Source organism: Candidatus Anstonellales archaeon (genome assembly GCA_038869735.1).
Lineage (GTDB): Archaea > Micrarchaeota > Micrarchaeia > Anstonellales > CG1-02-47-40 > JAWCQO01.
Genome location: JAWCQO010000002.1, coordinates 1 through 14,874 on the forward strand (window position 1 = coordinate 1; position 14,874 = coordinate 14,874).

Consider the following 14,874-nt stretch of genomic DNA (forward strand, 5'->3'; position numbering starts at 1 on the left):
AACAAGAGCAAGAGCAAATGTTTGGGCAACCTCAATGCTGACCGGAGCCCTTATAGGAATAGTAATTGTGGTTGTTGCTCCAGCAATACTTAACACAATGTATGGCGGCAGCAGTATAGCATGTTAGGAGTGTGATACGACATGAATTTAAGAGGAATAACTGATAAAAAGTTCCAAATACTCGCCTTTGCGCTTCTGCTTCTTGTTGGAGTGCTATACTCCCAAGCAGGGACACTAGCAATAAGGACAGGAATCTCTCAGCTTTGTTCCTTTATAAAAAATCTCATCCCAGTAATCTCAATGCTCATGCTTGTCGGTGCAGGAGCAGTCTACGCAGGCGGTCAGCTTATGGGAGCAGAAACAAGAGCAAGAGCAAATGTTTGGGCAACCTCAATGCTGACCGGAGCCCTTATAGGAATAGTAATTGTGGTTGTTGCTCCAGCAATACTTAACACAATGTACGCAGGAATCAGTGGTGCTTGTTAAGTTAGGAAGGATTGCCTTCTAGGTAGGATGGGTGCGCCCACCTTTAATTTTTCTTTTTTGCTAAAGCAGCGGCAGCGGACCGGCTATTTCCTACTTTATTCTTTTTTAAACTCTTCTACACTAAAAACTATCTTTAGATATCTATGGAAACAGAGCGCTACAAACTATCTGAACCAAGGGCCAGGCTAGTCTTAACTATACTGTTATTTATCTCTTCGCTGTTGTTTGCTCAACAGCAAGACCAATTAAGGTCAGCCCTGAGTGATCTCTGCGTCTTTATAAGAGACTTAGTACCACTGACAGCCATGCTCATGATAACCTCGGCAGCAGCAGTCTACGCAGGCGGTCAGCTTATGGGAGCAGAAACAAGAGCAAGAGCAAATGTTTGGGCAACCTCAATGCTGACCGGAGCACTAGTCGGCATTTTAATAGTTATTATTGTCCCAGCAGTACTTGGCATAATGCTTGGTCTTAATGGCCCTATAACATGCTAAACCAGGTGGGTTGTTGAAAAAACTAACAGTTATAATCCCAACATTAAACGAGGAGAAAAACATAAAACCACTAATAAAGGAAATATTGAGCATCTACCCAAATACTAATATTATGGTTGCAGATGACGGTTCAACAGACAACACAAAAAACGAGGTTCTATCTTTCAGATCAAAAAACATTACTTTCCTTGACAGGAGCAAAAAGAAGATTCATGGCCTTACAGCGTCAGTTATAGACGCAATTCTCCACACAAAAACCCCTTATTTTATAGTCATGGACGCAGACTTTCAGCACCCCCCAAGCACAATCCCCGATATTGCTTTCTGTCTTGAATCAGGCGCTGATCTTACAATAGCATATAGAGTCGGAAAGCGAAATTCACTCTCTTTTCCGCGCCGTGCGATATCAACGATTGCTCACCAAATTGCATCACTGCGTCTTACACTAGCAGGAAAACCAACTGTGCCAGATCTTACAAGCGGTTTCTTTGGGATGCAAACCACCCTCGCTCGTTCTATAATCCTACGCTCAAAATTCCAACTTGAAGGTTATAAAGTCTTATTTGAATTTATAAAATATGCCCCCAAGGGCACGGAAATAGGTCTAGTTCCATATAAGAGATTCCTAAAGAGGGCATCCGGCAGATCCAAGTTTGGACCAAGACACATCCTATACTTCTTAAGGTCCCTTATCTGAGCTGTTTTCAGATGCTAGAACCACATTTCCTTATCAAAATCATCCGTTCACATTATATCATTGCGCTTTACCTCTTATTTACTCTTCTATGGTTGCCATTCTTTACACTTCCTTTTTCACATGATGAGTCCGTATTCATCTTCATCGGAAGGGGGATTACGCAAGGGCAAGTCCTCTACAAAGATCTTTTTGATAATAAAGGACCCTTCCTTTATCTCGTTTATGCAGCGTTGTGGGGTCTCTTTGGGTTAAGTGAGGTTTATTACCGTGTCGTCTTCTATTTTTTTGTCATTATCAGCGCGATACTTCTTAGAAAAATATCTAAAGAGCTTTTTCCATCCCTAAATCCACGCATTACAGAAATTTCATATCTTCTTTTAATGTCAATTCCAACATCGATCCCGTTTGCGATATCTGAAACTCTCGTAAATCTCCTAATAATCAGCGCAGCTACATTGATTTTAGAATACAAAAAAAGACAATCTTCTTTGTATCTAGTAGCCTCAGGCTTCCTCTTTTCTCTATGCATACTTACAAACTTCCTAAGTGTTTTTTCACTACCATTTGTTTTATGGCTTCTTCTTGAGGTCTCAAAGGCCAATCAGAAAGAAAAAAGCCTTTATGGAACCTCGCCTCACACACTAACCATCTTTTTTCTATCAGCCATTATCCCCCATCTAATCTTCTCATTCTATCTTCTAACTTCACAAAGCCTGGCTGCCTTTATGGAGGTTATCTCTGTATTTGCACCTGCATTCTACATCAAGTTTGCGAATTTACCTTACCTGCTTATTTTTCTAACTTTTTTTCTTCCATTTATAAGACAAAATGAAAGAAATGCTGTCGCATGCGCCTTTTCTCTAACCCTATCCTATATCCCATCTCTTAATGTCACTCCAACGTTGACATCCCACTACAGTATATTCTATTTTCCATTTTTGAGCCTGCTTATCCCTCTTACTTACAAGAACTTCAAAATACTGCATCCAACAATTCAGGTCTTAGTAATTATGTACCTACTAAACATATATCTCAACCCGTTCATAGACAACAACTTAAAAGTCTCATATCTCTATGATAACGACGCATACAGTAAAGAGCGAACCTTGGCTTACAAGGAGCTCTACTCAAACTTCAGCAAAAATATTTCGGGGAAAGATATAGCTGTGTTCTCATACGATATTTCGCCATATCTTTACTTGAATTCTACTCCAAAAATAAGGTATCCTTACTTTATCTATTTATTCAGCTACACAAAAATAAACTACACGATAGAGGCAGAATATTCCAAGAGGATGAGCGAATCTCCATTTGAGTATATCATCATAGGTCAAGACTTATACGGTGTCTCAGAGGTACCGCAATCTGTAATGGAGCATTTAAAAAACAACTATACTCTTCTTTACTCTAAAGAATTCTCTCCAGAAAGATTAAGTCATCTTGGAAGCAGCAAGCTTCTTCTCTACAAGCGCAATTAAGCTTAATTCCTCAACCAATCAGCCAGCTTCTACTTCTTCTTATAAATCCAGACAACCCACGAACTGCCATAAACGCTTTCATTTATGTAGTTTTCGCCAAGAAATTTCCTAAACTGTGCAAAGGAAGGAAATTCCTTTTCCAAATCCTCCATATCTAAGTTTCGGGTATGGTCAAAACTTTCATTAACTAAAACAACAATATCCGGCTTGGCCTTCATAACGGGCCCAAAAACTTCTTTCGAATACCAACTATCTATCAGAGTTGGTCCAGATGGATAGTACGGAGATGGAATTTGAATGTAATAGTAAAGTGCTCGCACCAGCGGAGATTTATTCAGCATTAAATAATACTCTGCCCCAGTTGGAAAAACAAAAAATTTCGATTCCTCCTTCATCACCCATCGTATGCGCTCAACAATCGCGCCTATCCCTGAACAGCCAGATGTAGATAAGGCAAGTTTTTTACCCACATAATCACTATAAGAAGACCAAGCAAGAATAACTGAAAAGGCAACTGCAAAAATCATTATTGCTAATAGGATAAGCAGGACCCCTTTTAATCTCCTTATACCTCTAAAAGAATCACTCACAATTCCAATTAAAAAAGAAAAAGGAAGGATAAGGCTATACATAACCAGAGGATATATCCAGACAGAATAAAGTTTTAAGAGAATAATAAATAAAACACTAAGAAAAAACAGGAATGATAACGCACCAAAACGACTTTTTATTAGATTTTTGTTAGCCAACCCTATAATCATTGGAAAAAATAAAACAAAACAAAACCCTATACTAATTATCACATCCTGTATATGCCTCTCAGATAATAGCATGCGGAAATAAGCGTCAAAACCAAGGTCATGCCCTGCCGTTAGATACCCTGTCCACTTAGTTCCAAATAAAAAGAAGCCTCCAAAAACCACAGCTGCAAATGCCATCCCCAACCCAAAGAAAAAGATAAACTCCCTTTTTCTTCTCTCGTGCCAAAGCAGATAAAGAACCGGGAGAGAAAGTCCAAAAGCAGCCGTTGGTTTTGTAAACGAAGATGCTATCAAAAAAAATCCGGTTAAAGCAAGATTTCTCTTAAAATTTGTCTTCTGCAAAGAGACAAGAAAATAAAATGCAAACGCCCATAATAGCGATGCAATAAACTCTGCCCTGAAAAATATGTTCATCGAAGCATACGAATAAACAAGATAAATAATGGCTGGAATGTACTTTGCAAATCCGCTAAGATATTTTTTGCAAGTTAAAAATACGATAATTGCAATAAGAAAATTGATTGCTACTGAAAACATACGGGTGCACAAAATACCAGAGCCGCAGGTTTTAACAATCGGAACAAGTGCAAGATAAAGAACAGGTAGTTTATGTGCAAGAATCGTATCGTAAAGAACCTTTCCATTAGATATCTCTCTTGCAGTTAATAGGTGTTCCGCTTCGTCGCTTTCAAATCCAAAACAATAAGTTCTACTATCAAACAACGGCAAAACCGATAAAACTAAAAGAAACAACAGATACGCTATAAGAATTCTTAACTCACCATCAAGCATACACCAATCCCTATTTTGCGCTTTTCTTTTTGTACACACTTAGATTCTGACCAAACCTGTTGACCAGCTCATATCCTTCAACTTCGATCCAATCAGGTTTTTCTGCAGTCAGAACCCAGTCGAATTCAGAATATCCACAAGGTATTTTCATATTCCTTTCATCCCAAAAAGCCCTATATACATGAAAATTGTATGTATAATTTGTCTTATTATCAAAGCCATATATGTTGCTTTTCCATATATACGGCTCTTCACGGTAACTACTGTTGTAAATGTACACTATACAAGGTTTAGGTAATCCATCTGCCATCATTTTATAAGCAACAACAGTAGGCACATAGTTTCCAATTACCAATACCTTTTCTTTTCCAGCAAGAAATAAACCCGCTTCTCTTTCAGCAGCGTATTCATCTACAAATCCACTTGTAAGCACCATCAGAGAGGATATCATCAAAACGGCCATTGAAGTTAGAATAATCAATAACGAAAACCTATCAAACTTTCCACCAAGCCTATTAAAAATAAGAGAAGAAGAAAAAGCGCAAACGGCTGGCATCAGGGGCAGAGGGTACCAGAAATACCCAACACCAACAAAAAAAACCAGAGGAAGTAGCGACATCCATGTCGCTAGCCATATTCTCCTTTTCCAAAACTTACACAATCCAATAATAGATGAAACAACAAGAACGTTTGAATTTATAATAAATTCCCCCAGTCCACCTACAAACCTCTTGAAAATCTCAAAATCTATCCCACCAGTGCTCCACCACGATCCAAAAATCTTGCTCGGGATGTTATACAAATACTCGCCAATTATGGCTTCTCTCTCTTCAAAAAGAGCATCATAAACAAATAAAGAAAGCGGAAGAAAAAAAAGCGAAATAAGAAACTCAAACTTACGCAACTCTCCCTTCCGCTCAAAGGCATATGCAACGGCAACTATGGGAATAATAAAGGCAACAACAGTTTTTGTCCAATATGCAAATGCAGATAAAATCCCCCCCAAAATATAGAATCGCGGATCTGACTTACCATGAAAATAACAGGCAAGTGATGAGAGCACAAAAAACAACAAAACCGAATCTACAAGCGCACTCGTATCGGCATAAAGAGAAGAAAAAGAAAGCATGAACATCAACGATGTGCATAGTGCAAAATCCGCTGAAAATTCCCTTCTAAACATCAGATAAATGAGCACAACAGAACACGCTCCAAAAAATAGAGACGACAAGCGATACGGCAAGCCAAGGTCAATTTCAACATCAAGCAGCCCAATAATCGCCTTTGAAGCGACTACAAAGGGTGCAGACAACAGAAAAGGAACTACTGGTCTCCAAGCTACTTCCTGTCCAAAATATGTTGGTATGATCCTTGGCTTTTCCAAGAATTCATCCACCATTCTTGCATAAAGTGCCTCATCCTTAATAAGCGGCCTGTTATACGCAACAAAAGTTGCACGGGATAAAAGAAAAACAATCAAAAGCAAAGCAACATGTTTTTTTAGTTCAGATACCATAAGGTAAAATTGAAGCATCAATTATAAAAACTCTGTCTTCATCTATCTGCTTTAATATGGTAAATATACGCCGCGATGGAGATGTGCTAATATTTGACTGCGTAAGTATTCCCTACGAACTATTCTCTCCCAGCTTCATAAATGACATGTTCCATACTCTTTCAACACTTGATTTTGAACCAAAGCAACTGAGATTTGAGGAAGAGTTAGTTGTTGAGTTTTCTCCACAACAAACGAAGATACTGATTGATTATGTGAAAATAATCCGACAAGTGGACTCACTGCGTTTAAAGAAGGAGATTTATGGCCATCCACAGGACGACCGCGTAGCAGCAAGAAGGAAATTACTTTCCGATTTTTATGAGCAAATGTTCATGAACCCAGTTCTTGCTCTCCAGACTCTTGATGACTACAAAGAGCCGCAGCCCACAAGGTCTCTTTTCGTTGAAGGGTATAGAACGTTTTTTGCTTGGCTAAATGGAATTATAAAGGCAATGCGGTCCAATAAATTTTATCTACTTTGTAGGGAGGCTGGCGATGCACAGAGTGTAATTCTATCCTTTGGCGGACTCAGAAGTTTGCGATATGTCCCACTCCTACAACTATCCGTCCCTCCATACGCAAAGCCACTACAAATAGAAGAGGCAAGATACGAAATAGGGGAAGGTTTAACCGTACAGATATATGAAACAGGGAGAGAAGCCCATCTTTATGTTATTGAAAACCCTCTCATAGAAAACCTAAAACCAGAACTAACTGAACTGATGAAATCAAAAATAGCGGAGGAGCTGGCAGCGATAAAGGACCAACAGATCGTTTGGGATACCATCTATGAAACTAAATCACGCGAATATTCAGATTACTTTCTTTTAACTGCATCCTCAAAGTCAATAGAACTCTCAAGCAAGCAAGCATACGCAATGGGACGTGAGGCAGCCTCATGGGTCGTTGGACTGGGCTCTCCAATTGAGAACATGTCTCTGGACTGCGAAAATATAACAGATATTTATATAGACTCTCAGAACTCCCCAATTTATATAGAGCACGCAAAGTTTGGCCTGTGCCACACTCTGTGGAGATACAATACTGAAATGCTCGAATCAGCATTTAGAAACATTGTCTCGCTTACCAAGGAAAGCAGAAAATTCGATTCCAGCAACCCAGTTTTAGATGTGGTCGTGCGAAGACTTAATCTCAGATGCCATCTCCAACGTCCCCCAGCCACATTCGGCGACCTCCAAGCTGCATTCAGGCTCTCAAAACCAACTCCGTTTACATACCCTCAATACTTCTACTATAAGTCATTTACTCCATTCTTTACGGGCTACGATCACGTGATGGTTTCTCTTGGTTGCTCAGAAGCAGTGCTCGGAATAAAAGCTGTAGGAAAAACCGCCTTTACTGCTTCAAAAATACTTGCCATAGGCACAAAAAAAAGAATACTCCCTATCCAAGACATAGAAGAAATACCAGTGAGAGCTTACAGAAAGCGTGGCTTTCATATAGGTGCCATGCGTGTTCAATCCTCAGACAAAGAGGGATTGACTCTACAGCCTAAATCAGCCGAGCTTGACTTAGTAACGATGGCAAACGCAAGCCTGAGGATGGGGGAGGCGTGTTTAATAATAAATGAAGTGCGCTCGCGCCTTGCACTTCAAGGAGTAATCAACCTTCTAAACACGCAACCCGGAGTCTTCCTCCTCTATAACCTCCATGCAAGGTCACTATCAGAGATTCAGGATCGTCTTGAGATGGTATTTGGAATCCCTGGCGCATCCATGTTTTCAACAGATCGCTATTCATTCCTAAAAAAGCTTCGCTTTGGTAGAAAAGACCGGTTTTATCGTGTGCTTGACAACAGCTTCGAGACAGACGCGGAACAAAAAACTTTCGTGAAAGTCTTTACGTTCATTCAGGGACCAAGTATAGATTCATCTCAGCTTAAGTGTCTCTTTCTCAAAAACAAAGAGGCCTCATCGCCTTCGCTGCGAGGACTTGATCTTGGAAAAATGGAAAAAAATCTGGATATCGAATTCATCCCTCCGGTTATGAAACGAGTTGCGCAAGAGCACATCCTGCAACCGGAAGACTACATCATGCTCTCATTCCTGTACGCCAAAATTTACTCAGATATTTACGATAAATCTTTAGAACTAAAAAACAAGAACATAACTGAGCTTGACTTTGTACTGGAGTGTGTTTCAGCTCTCAACATTCTGCTAAAAGAAAAAGAGCGTGAAAATGGAAGCGTCGATTTTGCCGACTTACAGCCCGAATGGGAAAGACAGTTTCATGGCCTTTTAAGCGACTTTCTTTTAGGAAAGCTAAACGCAAAAGGCAAGCTAACCTCAAAAGAATTAAACGAAGAGGAAGAGGGAGAAGTTGATAATTAAAAAAGAAGACTTGGAACGCATTAAAGAATGGTGCAGAAAAATAAAAGAAAAAGAAAAGAGAACCTATATAATACGAAGAAATCCATTTCAAAACGAGATTCCTTGGACAAGAACTATCCTGTTCATAGACATAGACAAGCCGAAGGAATATTGCTCACGCCTAAATCTTGTCTATGATTCATCCACCGACACACTTTGGCGCTTCGTTGACAACAAATGGATCTCTCTAAAGCCCCCAAGCCAGTAACCATCTGTCAATCAAATAAAACCTCCAACCTAATCTGAACTTCCCAAGCCCCACTTTTGCATCTAGCCTCCTTTTAATCCCACCTCACTTTTCTACAAGCCATCTATTCTACCATGAGTTTTTCCCATACTTTGTCGTTTTACTAATTTACTGGCTAACTCAGCGCCAAAACAGGTCAAAACAAAATATGTACCTCCCACTCTCTTTAGTTTAGCACAAAAAGTCTAGAGCTTGGCCCGTTCAACAACAACCTTCTTTCCACTAACATTCCATTTCTCAATTATATTCCCGTCGCTGTCGGAAAGGACTACGGTAGTAAAATCATTGCCAACAATCATCGTCACTATAGGGTCCTGGCCCGGTTTTGGAGATATTTGAAGCGTAAACGGCTTTTCGGTTGCTGGCAAAGCACATCCCTCTTTTATTTATTAGTATGTGTTCTCCATATCGATTTTTTTTATTGCCTTTGCAAGCATCGAGTCAGGAAATCTTTTTTCAACAATATCTGCAAGCAAGGTAAGCTCCCTCCTCATCTCGTAAATAACCTCTAACTTTTCCCTCTCGGTCTTTACGGGCACAGACTTTAAATCTATGTTAAGTCCGCTCAGGGACTCAGAATAAAAGCTTTTTTGTTTGAAAGCCATAAGTTATTTGTGCCGTTCCATATTTAAATACATCTCATCTGCAAGATATGTTTCATGTCGAAGTCAGAATTTCTTAGAAGATGTAAGGAAATAAGAGAGCGAGTTTTGAGTTATAAAAATCCACTCATAATAAACCACTTTGATTGCGACGGAATCGCAAGCGGAGCAATAACAGCAATAGCTCTAACCAAAATGAAAAAAAAATATAATATTATAACCGTAAGGAAGCTTGACACAAAAACAATCGAATCAGCAATAAGGCACTCGGAGAAAGATGGAGAAGTCATCTTCGTCGACCTTGGAGGCGCATCACAAGAGATAGACAAGATAGAAGAAGGCGTAATTCTTGACCACCACCAAACTGATGGCACAAAACTACTTCAAGCAAATCCACACCTTTTTGGCTTTGATGGAGGAACCGAAATAAGCTCATCAGGGGTTGCGTATCTTGTTTTTGGAATAAGGCCGGATCTCGCAGTAGTAGGGGCAATAGGAGACATGCAATATCCGCTCTCGGGTCTTAATAGGTTTCTCCTTGAAGAAGGAATGAAAACAGGAGAGGTCCAGATAAAAATAGACCTCCGACTATATGGAAGAGGCTCACGCCCGCTTGCTCAGATGCTTGAGTTTGCAGATGACCCTCCCCTCCCTCACTTAAGCGCAAATCCTCGGGCATGTGTGGAATTCCTCGAAAAAAATGGATTTTGGAGCGAGGACAAAAGAAACAAGAGCTATTATGATTTGAGCACTGAGGAGCAAAAAAAGTTTGTTGACTCACTCATACTCTTTTTAGCTCAAGGAGGAAATGAGGATATCGCAAAGCAGATAATCGGTGAGGTCTATACCTTCCCAAAACAGGATATAAAAACTGAGCTATATGATGCAAGCGACTTTTCAACACTTCTAAACGCCTGCGGGAGACACAATAAACCAGAAATAGGTATAGGTGTATGTATGGGTGATAAAAACGCATATCAAGAAGCCTCTCTGCTACTTGCAAAGCACAGAAAAAAACTCAGAGAAGGCCTCTCTTTTGCATCTTCCCACCTACAAGATTTTGGAAAGTTTCTCTTTTTAGATGCAAGGGGAGTGATAGACGATGGAATAATTGGCGTTGTGGCAGGAATGGTTCTTCCTCCAAACTCCAAAAAACCTATTTTTGCAATAGCCACTGATGATATAGGGGGCATAAAGGTTTCAGCACGTGCTAATAATGCCCTTGTAACCAAAGGTCTAAATCTGGGGCTAATTCTTAAGCTGTCTTCAGTTGCTGTTGGCGGAGCTGGCGGAGGGCACAAGGTTGCAGCTGGTGCTCAGATACCAAAAGAAAAGTTAAATGATTTCCTACTAAAATTAAATTCAAATTTATAACAAACTCAAATTTATAATCAAATAGCAAAAAAGACAGCAACATAGAGTGACGCAGATGTCTCTAAACGCGCTTGGAATAGTAAAGACTTCCTTCTCGCTTTACATAAAAAACATGCCGGCACTTGTTTGGGCTACGCTAACTTACCTTATCTCCGTAGCCGTGTCAAATGGAGCGGCAATTAGCATTGTCCTGATATTTTTTCTTATTATGGCTGCATTTGAAGTCCCTTCACTTATATTTACAATTGTTCTTACACTGGCCGCATCCTCCGTCTTAGTTGCTCTTTTTTACGTGCTTTCCGCCCTTAAGTGTGGGTATTTTCAGATGTGCAATATTGCAAGCAGAGGAGGCTCAGCTTCAGTTCTTGGATTTTTAGAATACTCCTCAAGAAAGGCCCTTCCAGCTTTCCTAATAGAGGTTGTCCAGCTTTTTGTAATTATCCTCTTTCTCATTCCGCCTCTCATCGTATATTTTTTATCAGCAAACAAACTAATTTCATTCTTTTTGTTCTTGGCTTTCCTTGTCTTTGGAGTTGGCGCCTCCTTCATCTTTTCTCTAGCCTTGCCGTCCAATATAATGGATGGCACTAACACAATAAACTCATTAAAGCGTTCAATAAAATATGTAGGAAAGTATCCTCTCAGATACGGATTGGTAATCCTAATCAATATCTCGATTACCTCAATAGTGTCTCTAGTCCCATTTTTTGGGTTACTTCTTGTAGTATTCTTTGCCTTGCCACTGTTCGTGATATCTCTCTTTGTTTTTTATGTTGAAGTGCGCACGCTTTAAAAAATTGAAAAAGCAGAATAACACTTTATAATAACTAAGATGCAAATTATTTCAGGGGGGGTTGGATGATACTATTTAGTCCAAATTGCTCAGATCTCGGCGTCCCAAACATAGAAATAAAGAAATTCCCAGACGGTGAAAACTATCTTCGAGTCCCTTCTTTAAAGGATGCAGAGGGAAACCAAGTAACGTTATTCCATCGCGCTTATCCTTCGCAGGATTCCTCACTCATCCAGCTTTTCCTCCTGCTTAAAACTCTAAAGAGAGCCACAGATAAAATAACAGCTGTAATCCCATACCTTCCCTATGCTCGCCAGGACAAAATGGTCTTGGAGGGAGAGTCAAAAAGCTCAGAGTCAATCTGCAACATAATATCTGAATCTGGATGTAAGGAGCTTGTGACGTTCGATGCGCACTTTCTAAAAATGAAAGGAACTTATAGGTATGGGAACCTAAAAATACGCAATCTAAGTCTTAGCGACGAACTTATATCCTACCTCTACTCTGAGTGTACAAATCCAGTTATAATCTCTCCTGACAAAGGCGCTTCCTATATGGTCGTAGAGCGCGGAGGCCTTTCTATGGAGAAAAAAAGAAAAGGCTATGAGCAATCAGAACTTGCAGAACGAAAGGTAAGTATAATGAAAACCGATGCAAAAATGGAAGACAGAGACGTAATAATCATAGATGATATGATTGCTGGCGGAGGTACAATGGCCCGAGCGGTTGATATCTGCAAGAAGAAGGGAGCAAGGAAAATATATTGCGGAGCAACTCATGGATTATTTCTTGGAGATTCAGCTAATAAAATACTCAGTGCTGGGGCAGAGGAAATTGTTGTATCAAATACAATACTATCCCCCTATTCAAAAATAAACTTTATGGACAAGCTTAGGGGTCTTATATAGATGAGAATATACAACACCTTCACCAGAAGCAAAGAGGAATTCAAACCTATAAAAGAAGGACAAGTTTCAATGTACGTTTGTGGCATCACTACTTACGACTATACTCACCTCGGCCACGCAAGAACCTTTGTTTCGTTTGATGTCATAAGAAGATATCTAATCTACAAGGGCTACAAAGTGAGCTACGTTCAAAACGTAACCGACATCGATGATAAAATAATAAATCGGGCAAAAGAAACTGGTGAAGACCCACTTGCGCTATCCAACCGATTTGATATACTATCAAGAGAAGACCTCAACTCGCTAGGCATTCTCAAAGCTGACGCATATCCTCGCGTTAGCGAAAACATTAATGAAATAATCTCGTTGGTCCAGCGGCTTATCGAAAAGGGGTTTGCGTATAAAACGCAAACCGGCGTCTATTTCTCAGTTGAGAAATTCAAAGCATATGGCAAACTCTCCCACCAGAAGCTTTCAAAAATAAAGGCTGGGGCAAGAGTTGAAGTTGGAGAGACGAAAAAGAATCCAGCAGACTTTGCTTTATGGAAAATCACAAGTGAAGATGAACTTGGTTTTCCATCTCCTTTTGGACGGGGGAGACCAGGATGGCACATAGAATGCTCTGCAATGTCCCTAAAATACCACGGAGAAACATTTGACATTCATGGTGGAGCGCAAGACTTAATCTTCCCCCACCACGAAAACGAGATAGCACAGTCAGAATGCGCAAATGGAAAAAAATTTGTACAATATTGGATGCATGTCGGATTTCTAACCGTAAATGGAGAGAAAATGTCAAAGTCCCTTGGTAATTTCATTACTGTTAGGGATGCGCTAAAAAAATTCACTCCACACGCCATTCGCATGTTTTTTATACAGACACACTACCGAAGTCCAATAGACTTTTCAGAGAAATCAGTCATAAGCGCTCAGAATGCTCTTACAAGCATATACAACACTCTCAAAAGTGCAAGAGAAACGGCTCTCTCAGCTTCCAACGTACCAGATAACGAACTCGAACTCAAAATATCCAAAACCTATAAACTCTTTGAAGATAGAATGGATGACGATTTTGATACTCCAAGTGCGCTGGCTGCTCTCTTCAGATTAGTTTCCCTTACCAACACCCATATTTCTTCTGACAATCCATCTGCGCCCTCACTATCCCTTGCAGCCAACAAAATAGAGTCTATCCTAAAGCTCTTTGCTCTCATGCCGCCTCAAAAATCCCTCCCCCTTGCTCCAATCCAAAAAATACTAATCTCTTACGGAATCAAACAGCCCCCTAACACAGCGGAGGCATGCATAAATCAGCTTATCGAAATGCGGAATTCTGCAAGAAAGAAAAAGAATTTTGAGCTTTCAGATAAAATCAGGGCAGAGCTTGCAAAAGTGGGAGTAATCCTTGAAGATAGTGGAGATAAAACAACCTATAAAATATGCTAACGTCCAAAAACAAACGCACAAAGCCTATAAAGTAAAAATCCAGTTCGCTAACAACATATAAAATTCTAAATCTATAAAACCCACTCTACAAATTCAAAAATAAGAATTCAAAAATAAGACCTCAAAGATAAACATGATTCCCTCTACTCCCTCCTATTACTTTTCAAGTAACACTTTCAACAAAACTCTCTATCGCCCTCATATAACCATCAACATATCTCCGATCTTCTTTTAGATTATACTTCGCTGCGTAATATGAGGCCGACATTATGTCATAATAGGCTTTTCCAAACGCAATTTCAAAGCTAATTTCATCGCGAGATACATCACCTATAGAGAGCAAGGACGCAAGCTCTTTAAGTTGCCGAAGTGCTTCCTTTCCTCTCTTTGTCAGTTTTATTCCATCCCGTTTTCTTAGGAGTGAGAGAACCCAATTAATCATTGCAGTAACAGTCTGCTTCAAATAAGCCAGAAAGCTTTGTTTGATTTCTGTTCTCTCCCCCAATAATGCTGCCTCCTTCATTGTTTGCGATATCTCCGAAAGATCAACTATATTAACAACCTGTCCTTCCCCTTTCATCTGCTGGCGGAGCTGAGCATCTAACTTTGCAATTTCGGATATAGCTTTCATTTCCTTCAACTGGTCCTCATAGATGGCTTGCGATTCCAAAAGAAGGCTTACTGACCTAAAGTCAGGTCTAATCCTAACGGTCTCCTCTTTAACAAAATTGTCTCTCTTTTTGTGTGTTCTCCTGCTAGATGCAGACATTAAAACCCTTCAGGCACACGCCTGCCTACTGGTCGCTAATTTTACTTTTCTTGAAAAATTTATAAACCCATCTTTTACG

Annotated in this window: 15 protein-coding genes; 10 read left to right on the top strand and 5 right to left on the bottom strand. The window is 39.9% G+C overall.

Going from position 1 to position 14,874, the window contains the following annotated elements; translation table 11 throughout:
* Positions 1-141: 141 nt before the first annotated feature.
* From QXF67_00890 to QXF67_00905, 4 genes are all read left to right on the top strand, one after another.
* A complete protein-coding gene (locus tag QXF67_00890) occupies positions 142-486 on the top strand; it encodes a hypothetical protein (protein MEM3060073.1) in 345 nt (114 codons plus the stop codon).
* A 143-nt stretch (positions 487-629) separates the two neighbouring features.
* The gene (locus QXF67_00895) at positions 630-980 is read left to right on the top strand and encodes a hypothetical protein (protein MEM3060074.1); all 351 of its coding nucleotides are present in this window, start codon (positions 630-632) and stop codon (positions 978-980) included.
* 13 nt (positions 981-993) lie between these two features.
* Entirely contained in the window at positions 994-1,677 is a 684-nt protein-coding gene (locus QXF67_00900) for a glycosyltransferase (GenBank protein ID MEM3060075.1), read from the top strand.
* Positions 1,678-1,688: 11 nt separating this feature from the next.
* Positions 1,689-3,155: a hypothetical protein gene (locus QXF67_00905; GenBank protein MEM3060076.1), complete on the top strand. Its 1,467-nt coding sequence runs from the start codon at positions 1,689-1,691 to the stop codon at positions 3,153-3,155.
* 29 nt (positions 3,156-3,184) lie between these two features.
* Here QXF67_00905 and QXF67_00910 read toward each other — a convergent pair whose 3' ends face one another.
* A complete protein-coding gene (locus tag QXF67_00910; GenBank protein MEM3060077.1) occupies positions 3,185-4,708 on the bottom strand; it encodes a glycosyltransferase family 39 protein in 1,524 nt (507 codons plus the stop codon).
* A gap of 10 nt (positions 4,709-4,718) precedes the next feature.
* Entirely contained in the window at positions 4,719-6,224 is a 1,506-nt protein-coding gene (locus QXF67_00915; protein ID MEM3060078.1) for a phospholipid carrier-dependent glycosyltransferase, read from the bottom strand.
* A 56-nt stretch (positions 6,225-6,280) separates the two neighbouring features.
* On the opposite strand from QXF67_00915, the gene QXF67_00920 reads away from it, so the two are divergent.
* A complete protein-coding gene (locus QXF67_00920) occupies positions 6,281-8,617 on the top strand; it encodes a hypothetical protein (protein MEM3060079.1) in 2,337 nt (778 codons plus the stop codon).
* Positions 8,607-8,864 carry a hypothetical protein gene (locus tag QXF67_00925; protein MEM3060080.1) on the top strand — a complete coding sequence of 86 codons (258 nt, stop codon included), beginning with the start codon at positions 8,607-8,609 and terminating at the stop codon, positions 8,862-8,864. Before QXF67_00920 ends, QXF67_00925 begins: the two co-directional genes overlap by 11 nt.
* Before the next feature lie 224 nt (positions 8,865-9,088).
* Here QXF67_00925 and QXF67_00930 read toward each other — a convergent pair whose 3' ends face one another.
* Both QXF67_00930 and QXF67_00935 read right to left on the bottom strand, forming a co-directional pair.
* Positions 9,089-9,271, bottom strand: coding sequence for a hypothetical protein (locus QXF67_00930; protein MEM3060081.1), 183 nt, complete (start codon positions 9,269-9,271; stop codon positions 9,089-9,091).
* Positions 9,272-9,292: 21 nt separating this feature from the next.
* The gene (locus QXF67_00935; GenBank protein ID MEM3060082.1) at positions 9,293-9,508 is read right to left on the bottom strand and encodes a hypothetical protein; all 216 of its coding nucleotides are present in this window, start codon (positions 9,506-9,508) and stop codon (positions 9,293-9,295) included.
* Positions 9,509-9,562: 54 nt separating this feature from the next.
* On the opposite strand from QXF67_00935, the gene QXF67_00940 reads away from it, so the two are divergent.
* The 4 genes from QXF67_00940 (at position 9,563) to cysS (ending at position 14,026) form a co-directional block, all read left to right on the top strand.
* Positions 9,563-10,879, top strand: a complete 1,317-nt coding sequence (locus tag QXF67_00940; protein MEM3060083.1) for a DHH family phosphoesterase — start codon at positions 9,563-9,565, stop codon at positions 10,877-10,879.
* Positions 10,880-10,925: 46 nt separating this feature from the next.
* Positions 10,926-11,672 (top strand): hypothetical protein, encoded by a 747-nt coding sequence (locus QXF67_00945; protein MEM3060084.1) that lies wholly within the window; start codon positions 10,926-10,928, stop codon positions 11,670-11,672.
* 65 nt (positions 11,673-11,737) lie between these two features.
* The gene (gene prs / locus QXF67_00950) at positions 11,738-12,580 is read left to right on the top strand and encodes a ribose-phosphate diphosphokinase (GenBank protein ID MEM3060085.1); all 843 of its coding nucleotides are present in this window, start codon (positions 11,738-11,740) and stop codon (positions 12,578-12,580) included.
* Positions 12,581-14,026 carry a cysteine--tRNA ligase gene (gene cysS, locus QXF67_00955; protein ID MEM3060086.1) on the top strand — a complete coding sequence of 482 codons (1,446 nt, stop codon included), beginning with the start codon at positions 12,581-12,583 and terminating at the stop codon, positions 14,024-14,026.
* Between the two features lie 163 nt (positions 14,027-14,189).
* Here the strand turns inward: cysS and QXF67_00960 are convergent, their stop codons facing one another.
* The gene (locus tag QXF67_00960; GenBank protein MEM3060087.1) at positions 14,190-14,795 is read right to left on the bottom strand and encodes a hypothetical protein; all 606 of its coding nucleotides are present in this window, start codon (positions 14,793-14,795) and stop codon (positions 14,190-14,192) included.
* Positions 14,796-14,874: the final 79 nt, after the last annotated feature.

Bases quoted from the DNA above. Each gene is read 5' to 3' on its own strand.
- QXF67_00890 (MEM3060073.1), top strand. From the start codon at position 142: ATGAATTTAAGAGGAATAACTGATAAAAAGTTCCAAATACTCGCCTTT.
- QXF67_00895 (MEM3060074.1), top strand. From the start codon at position 630: ATGGAAACAGAGCGCTACAAACTATCTGAACCAAGGGCCAGGCTAGTC.
- QXF67_00905 (MEM3060076.1), top strand. From the start codon at position 1,689: ATGCTAGAACCACATTTCCTTATCAAAATCATCCGTTCACATTATATC.
- QXF67_00910 (MEM3060077.1), bottom strand. From the start codon at position 4,708: ATGCTTGATGGTGAGTTAAGAATTCTTATAGCGTATCTGTTGTTTCTT.
- QXF67_00915 (MEM3060078.1), bottom strand. From the start codon at position 6,224: ATGGTATCTGAACTAAAAAAACATGTTGCTTTGCTTTTGATTGTTTTT.
- QXF67_00920 (MEM3060079.1), top strand. From the start codon at position 6,281: ATGGTAAATATACGCCGCGATGGAGATGTGCTAATATTTGACTGCGTA.
- QXF67_00935 (MEM3060082.1), bottom strand. From the start codon at position 9,508: ATGGCTTTCAAACAAAAAAGCTTTTATTCTGAGTCCCTGAGCGGACTT.
- QXF67_00940 (MEM3060083.1), top strand. From the start codon at position 9,563: ATGTCGAAGTCAGAATTTCTTAGAAGATGTAAGGAAATAAGAGAGCGA.
- prs (MEM3060085.1), top strand. From the start codon at position 11,738: ATGATACTATTTAGTCCAAATTGCTCAGATCTCGGCGTCCCAAACATA.
- cysS (MEM3060086.1), top strand. From the start codon at position 12,581: ATGAGAATATACAACACCTTCACCAGAAGCAAAGAGGAATTCAAACCT.
- QXF67_00960 (MEM3060087.1), bottom strand. From the start codon at position 14,795: ATGTCTGCATCTAGCAGGAGAACACACAAAAAGAGAGACAATTTTGTT.